This is a genomic window from Alkalibaculum bacchi (genome assembly GCF_937875145.1).
GTDB lineage: Bacteria > Bacillota > Clostridia > Eubacteriales > Alkalibacteraceae > Alkalibaculum > Alkalibaculum bacchi_A.
Genome location: NZ_CALNCS010000093.1, coordinates 1 through 6252, shown reverse-complemented (window position 1 = coordinate 6252; position 6252 = coordinate 1). Strand labels below are relative to the sequence as shown.

The window sequence follows — 6252 nt, the reverse complement described above, 5'->3', positions numbered from 1 at the left end:
CGTTTCGCTAATTCCATTTCTAAAGCCCAAAGTTTAGCTTCCTTTTTTGTTGGAAAAGTTTTAGTAAGTTTTTTATGTTTTCCATGTTTGTATAAAGAGACTTGAGCTCTATATGATTTTCCTCTTTTTACAATACTAGCCATACTATCAATTCCTTTCATAAAAATAGTTGATAGATGCTAGTTGAATACATCTGTATTGTATTCTGAAACGAGCATCTTATCAACCAACAAAACGTTAAACAGATTTACTTTCGATAAAATTTATTAATGATTTGATTGTATAACGTTCTTGCCGACCAATCATAAAACGGTCAAGATGGTTATGAGAGCGAATATATTTATCGAATGATTTAGGGTCTATACCTAGAAAGCGTGCTGCCTGCTCTCTCGTTAAAAGATATGGGTAATCCTTTGTAGTCATATTATTACTCATAATAAAATCGTCTCCTTTAAAATCTATACTTTGAAAGGATAACCTTGTTTTTTGTATAATACAGAATATTTTCTTAGCCATAATAGGACATCATTGTTTGGCTCATAATTCTCAAATTCATCGTAAAGAAAGGCTAAACATTTTTTTAAACCTTCATCGCCCCAGATGTGCCAAACTTTATATAGATATGGAAATAAACCTGATCCATTTAATATATGCTTCTGCGATTGCTCTAATAAGTTAATTCGAGGTGAAGGGGACTAAACATAAAACTTTTTTGATTAAGCAAATCAAGCATTTTTTTACTGTAAGTTGTTAGTCTGTCAGACTTAGCATAATAAAATTGATAACGATCAGTTAAAGCTGATACGAGCAAATCTTTTAGTTCCGTATCATTGTTTATAGTTTCTAGTCCGTCCGATAAATCATGTGCATACTTACCTTTATAGGATGCTTCAAAACGTACCCAATTGTCGCATTGTAAGGCTTCCTCATAACGAATTCCCATCGTTTCAATCTGCTCTTTTTTCTTATCGTAGACCCGTAATAAAGCCTTTATATTTTTTCCTTTAGTACCTAGATAAAATGTTGAAGTTATATTATTTTGTGTTATTCCAGATAAATTTGAGTTGTTTTTTCTACCGTAAGCAGTTCTAACAATTTGATTCTTTTTAGAAAGCTGATTGTAAATTGTATTTACTGAAACCTTTTCATTAATAAAGTCAATTGCAATATCAATTCTTGATAATCTAGAAGTGTACATATTACTTTTATTTATTTTTGCTAAGAATTGATGTATCTGTATGGAATGACCATATAACGTTTCGTATTGTTTTCTAAATTCCATCCAAGCGTGTGCAGAAAATTTTATGCAAATCCCCATTTGGATAAAATCAACATGATATGCGATTGCAAAATAATACGTTGCTCCTTCGCAAGTAAAACCATTTGAATATCCTTGTGGTAATGGTTGTGTCGCATCTTCTAACTTGCCTAATACTGATTCTATCTTTGACAGTCTTACAAAGTCTTCTATGATATTAATTGCCATACCTTGCCATTCTTCAATATAATTTGGTCTTTTTGTTGTTTGTAGTACGAGTGTAAATTCATCGACTTGAACATCTAACAAGAAATCACTCCTTTCAAGTCAATAAACATTGATATGTCAATAACAAGCTTGATGCTCTTGTTTTGCGGAGCGGGGGTTTTTACAAAACCCCCGCTCACGTTTTTAAGTGGTTCACAGCTTCCAATATGTCAAAATTCAAATAACTAAAGTGACAAATTTTTGGTGTGTTTGCTACAATTGGACAGGTAAAAACACCTTGACCTAATTTGAAGTCCTTTACTGGTATATCTACACCAGTTCCAAATGCTGTTGTATAAGTCTGCTTTTCTGCATTGCCAAGCACAAATTTTACTGGTAGATTTTCACGTAAATAAGTTGGTAATTGTGTAGCATCTGACTTTTGCATTACAAACCATAGGAAAAATCCTAGTTGTCTACCTTGCAAAACAACTTGAGATAATAGCTTCATAACCTCATCACGTTTCTTTTTCTCCATAGCTTGTAAAACCGTTTGGAAACTCGCAAATTCATCAAATATAAATATATGCGGTTCATAATTAAAATCAGCATATGTCGCTTCTAGCTTAGTCGCCAATTTGTCCTTAATTTCTGTCTTTCTTTTTTCCATTAAATCATTAAACTTTTGTAACAAACTTATGATCTCATTTAGATTTGAAGCGGTATTTTGTTTTGAAATCTTTTCTCCAAGAACAGCTAAACTAGAGTTTTTTGGATCAGCAAAGTAAATATTATATGGAACATTTTTACATAACATTTGAAGCACAAGAGAATAAAGAGCATAAGTTTTACCAGAACCTGTTTGTCCTACAAATAATGATCCGTGTAATGGAATTTCAACAGACTTATCTATGAATAGCGTATAATTATCTAATCGAGATGAAGATTCTTGTAACTCATCAATACTATTAAATATAAATTGCTGGTCAATATTACTATCGTAGATTTCAAAGACGTGATAATTTTCATTGTCAGATAAATATTGTCTTTCTACGATATAGTCCATTAATCCAAAGGAAACATTTATCTCATCTAGACTTTTATTAATCTTAATGTTCTCAATAAATAACTTACCTTCTAAAAAATCGTCGGAAAATTCTAACCTCACTTTAGGTAAATCTGCTATTTCATTATTAAAATAAAATCTTTTGTTATAATAATTAGCGTCAAGAAATGCCTTTCTTAACTTTAAAACGATAAGATAATGATGAATAGCGTACTTTATGCCTTTATATGCTTTGTTTCGAATTATCCAGATGAATATTTGGATCAGGAATATGACGATCAAAAAGCTTGTAATGAATTTATTAAAATATATTGCTACTCCCAACTCTAGTTGAGAATCAATATAACTCAATAACAGGGTTAATGTTGACAGCAGAATGAACAGGATGAATAGAAATATTCCATTCTGCTGTCTTTGTGTCCTTAACTTACTTTGTTTTAACATTAACTTTCTCTACATCTTTGAATCGTAGAATTAAGTCAAATCCTATAACAAAGGACTTTTCAGGTATAAAGTCTAGCAAACGAAGATATTCTCCTTTTTGAATATCAAGACGCTCTTTGTTATTCAGGATTGTTACGTCAAATGTGTTCAAGACGTTATTGTCACGTTTAAATCCTGTCGTTTTATCGACACCATAATCTGTATCGTCTTTTGTGATTTGCAAAGTTAAAGTAACTCCTTTTTCATCTGGTTCTTTCTTACTCACATAAGGTCTTTGTGATACCAGCCTGAAAATATTTCCAGTATTTTTTAGGAATTCTTCAGCTTTGAACTTCGTTTCCGTAAATACCCATGCATTTGTAATCGGCATACTGCATAACCTCTTTCTTTAATTTTATTTTAAAATTCCTGTGTTGATTTACTTAGAATAATTTTAATGCATCTTCAAGCGTTTCAATTGTCTCTTTCAATTCACTACTATCTTCAATTTCAAGTCTACATAAACCTAATAGTATAGGCACTGTGTTACTTTGTGGGAAACCTCTTAATCTGTAACTTTTTAGCAGATTAACACTGCTAGAAAGAAGTTTCTCTCGTAATGCCCAATGATGCTCCTCCAAAAAGCTAGCAACACTTGAAGCATATACATCTGACCAATCCTGTGTATAGGGATTAAACACTTTGTATAGCGAGATAATCACCTCCTTTCAAAGTTTATAGCCATTTATCAGTATTTCTTTTCTGTTAAACTTATTGTAATAAATTGTGTTATGCATTTGAATCCCTTTTAAATTAGCGTTATACTGTTAAAATTATCGTTATTTCTTTTTAAGTTGTGGTAAAATGTAGTTAGATTTTAAAAGAGGTGTAAAGAATGTATGAAGAAATTCTAAACAAGGAGTATTTAACGACTAAAGAAATATTACATTTGATTGATTTTAAATTTAATTACACGTTCGAAGGAAAAAGCGAGGATGACCATTTGATAACTGAAGAAACATGGCGTAGCTATCTGCAACAGTTTTATGATGAAAAGGAAGATGAAGGAAAGGATATATCCGTATATTATGATAAATTAAAAGGAGGAAATAAAATTAGAACATACCAAATAGATTTTGTAGAAGAAATTATTGAATTTCGGTCTGCTCGACTAAAAAAACAGTTTAATAGTAATCGTAAAACAATGATAGATAAAGATTGGGTTAATTTAAATAAATTACTTATGGGATGGTCGGATGATGAAGTACCCAAAAGTATTTATGATAAAAGGGTTATTATAACTGAGTATGAACAAAGAAAAAACAATAGGTTTCGTGAGATAACTGAGGATGAAAAGGAGTTAGTTAAAAAAAGTTTTATAAATTCAATAGTTGATGAGTTAATTGATAAAAAGAAATTAGAAGAAGATATAGAAGAATGGGTTACAAATGGTGAACTCATTCATGGTTATGCTGAACCACTTGAAATGATTGAGGATGATGACGGTCCGATAGGTTTTAGAGTCGATAGAAAGAAGTATTTGAAGGCTAACATAATTAATGAATTAAAAAGCACCTGAAAGTAGAGTGTATTGTTATTTTCCCTTTTCAGCTCCCCTAATTATAATCTCCTAATTCGTCTATAGTGCAGAGACGAATTATCGATTATGTAAAGGGTCTTCGTTCTTCGGATGTTATGAGTCAGCCAAGTAGGATAAGGGTGCGTAATAAAGCAATTATCGCTTTTAACGCACCCTAATTCATTGGGCTTCCCCAGAACATATACGAATCACTTGATAGCTCTGCTACTTACGCCACTTGATATTAATCGATGCGAAGATTCTCTCTGTGGTGACCAAAAAGGTCAAAAAATAATAGAGAGGTTGATCTAGATGGAAACCATTTTAGAGATTGTACGCATTGAACAAGTAATTCGAGAGGCAGAAGAAGGTGTTAATTACATAATTCGCAGTCCAGAAGATGGAGCAAAAATAGCATCTCGCTTTATTGGTCGTGATGATCGAGAAGTATTTTTTGTTATGTGTTTAAATACGAAAAACAATGTTATTGCAGTTCACCGTTGTCATGTTGGTTCGTTAAATTCCTCGATCGTACATCCACGCGAGGTATTTAAATCAGCAATACTTAATAACGCAGCAAGTGTCATTGTTGCGCATCAGCATCCAAGTGGAGATATTACACCATCAATGGAAGATATTAATGTTACAAAGAGGTTAGTCGAAGCTGGAAAGTTACTAGGCATCGAAGTGCTTGATCACTTAGTAGTAAACAATAATTGCAGCTTTACTAGCTTGAAAGAAAGAGGCTATATTTAAAAAGGGAGAAACAACTCCCTTTTTTTCTTCAAGGTTTATTGTGTACAATTGCTTTAAATGAATTTAGTAAAGTTCTTTATGATAGAATAGAACTAGTTAGAAATGAATAGATAACCGAAAGTACTGACACGAAAGGAGGGTGCTATGTTTGAAAGAGGAAATTATTAAGTCTAAGCTTCGTGTTCAAAAACATGGAGAAGTATTTACCCCTAAAAGAATAGTTAACAAAATGCTGGATATTCCAGGGTTAAAAGATGCTTGTGAAAATTTAACAGCAACTTTTTTAGAACCTGCTGCTGGAGAAGGTGCTTTTTTAGTTGTAATACTGGAGAGAAAGTTAAATATGGTATCTGAGAAGTACAATAAAGATTTAACCCAATATGAAAATTATTCTTTGCTCGCTCTAACAACAGTGTACGGAATAGAATTATTAGAAGATAATGCTCAAACATGTGTGATGAATATGTTTCAACTATATTATGATAAGTACAAAGAACAAGTAGAGCATCATGGCGGAGAACTAAAGGACAAAGTATTAGATAGTGCAAAAAAAATCATTTCACTTAATATTTGTAATGGTAATTTTTTAACGAGAAAATCAGTAAATGGTAGCCCTTTGGTGTTCAGTGAATGGCAACCTATTAACATGAGGAAAACATCAAAAAATATTAAAATACAAAGAACAGAGTATACATTAGATGAGATATATGAAAATGTAAAAAAAGAAAATGGTCGAGCAATTAATAAATTTATACAAGAGCCAGTACAACTAGATTTGTTTGACTTTTTGGAAGACGAATCTGAAAACATAAATGAAATTCAAAAAGAAATGCGATATATACCTGTCAAAATAATCGATGTTTATAAAGAGGAGATGGAGGAAGCCAATGGATAAGACAATAATTAAGCCCTTTCAAGAAATTAAATATAAAGTATATGGTTATACCTTACCTGAGGTTCCGA

General features: G+C 31.7%; 9 protein-coding genes. 3 read left to right on the top strand and 6 right to left on the bottom strand.

The genetic code is table 11. The features are described from left to right. From Q7P22_RS14945 to Q7P22_RS06125, 6 genes are all read right to left on the bottom strand, one after another. Nucleotides 1-143 (bottom strand): Arm DNA-binding domain-containing protein (locus Q7P22_RS14945; protein WP_369695499.1); only part of this gene is annotated, 143 nt, incomplete at its 3' end. A 94-nt stretch (nucleotides 144-237) separates the two neighbouring features. Further along, nucleotides 238-516 (bottom strand): helix-turn-helix domain-containing protein, encoded by a 279-nt coding sequence (locus Q7P22_RS06145; RefSeq protein ID WP_303862005.1) that lies wholly within the window; start codon nucleotides 514-516, stop codon nucleotides 238-240. 151 nt (nucleotides 517-667) lie between these two features. Next, nucleotides 668-1567, bottom strand: a complete 900-nt coding sequence (locus Q7P22_RS06140; RefSeq protein ID WP_303862001.1) for a replication initiation factor domain-containing protein — start codon at nucleotides 1565-1567, stop codon at nucleotides 668-670. Nucleotides 1568-1661: 94 nt separating this feature from the next. Further along, a complete protein-coding gene (locus tag Q7P22_RS06135; RefSeq protein WP_303861998.1) occupies nucleotides 1662-2882 on the bottom strand; it encodes an FtsK/SpoIIIE domain-containing protein in 1221 nt (406 codons plus the stop codon). A gap of 76 nt (nucleotides 2883-2958) precedes the next feature. Then, a complete protein-coding gene (locus tag Q7P22_RS06130) occupies nucleotides 2959-3345 on the bottom strand; it encodes a hypothetical protein (RefSeq protein ID WP_303861995.1) in 387 nt (128 codons plus the stop codon). Nucleotides 3346-3397: 52 nt separating this feature from the next. Beyond that, a complete protein-coding gene (locus Q7P22_RS06125) occupies nucleotides 3398-3676 on the bottom strand; it encodes a hypothetical protein (protein ID WP_303861993.1) in 279 nt (92 codons plus the stop codon). A 173-nt stretch (nucleotides 3677-3849) separates the two neighbouring features. Between Q7P22_RS06125 and Q7P22_RS06120 the strand changes: the two genes are divergently transcribed. The 3 genes from Q7P22_RS06120 (at nucleotide 3850) to Q7P22_RS06110 (ending at nucleotide 6184) form a co-directional block, all read left to right on the top strand. Next, nucleotides 3850-4533 carry a hypothetical protein gene (locus tag Q7P22_RS06120; protein ID WP_303861991.1) on the top strand — a complete coding sequence of 228 codons (684 nt, stop codon included), beginning with the start codon at nucleotides 3850-3852 and terminating at the stop codon, nucleotides 4531-4533. Between the two features lie 312 nt (nucleotides 4534-4845). Continuing rightward, complete coding sequence (radC, locus tag Q7P22_RS06115; RefSeq protein ID WP_303861989.1) at nucleotides 4846-5289, top strand: DNA repair protein RadC; 444 nt, start codon at nucleotides 4846-4848, stop codon at nucleotides 5287-5289. Nucleotides 5290-5437: 148 nt separating this feature from the next. Next, nucleotides 5438-6184, top strand: coding sequence for an N-6 DNA methylase (locus tag Q7P22_RS06110; RefSeq protein ID WP_303861985.1), 747 nt, complete (start codon nucleotides 5438-5440; stop codon nucleotides 6182-6184). The last annotated feature ends 68 nt before the right edge of the window (nucleotides 6185-6252 follow it).

What these genes read in the sequence shown, in the direction of transcription:
- Q7P22_RS06120 (WP_303861991.1), top strand. Translation starts at nt 3,850, where the DNA reads ATGTATGAAGAAATTCTAAACAAGGAGTATTTAACGACTAAAGAAATA.
- Q7P22_RS06130 (WP_303861995.1), bottom strand. Translation starts at nt 3,345, where the DNA reads ATGCCGATTACAAATGCATGGGTATTTACGGAAACGAAGTTCAAAGCT.
- radC (WP_303861989.1), top strand. Translation starts at nt 4,846, where the DNA reads ATGGAAACCATTTTAGAGATTGTACGCATTGAACAAGTAATTCGAGAG.
- Q7P22_RS06145 (WP_303862005.1), bottom strand. Translation starts at nt 516, where the DNA reads ATGGCTAAGAAAATATTCTGTATTATACAAAAAACAAGGTTATCCTTT.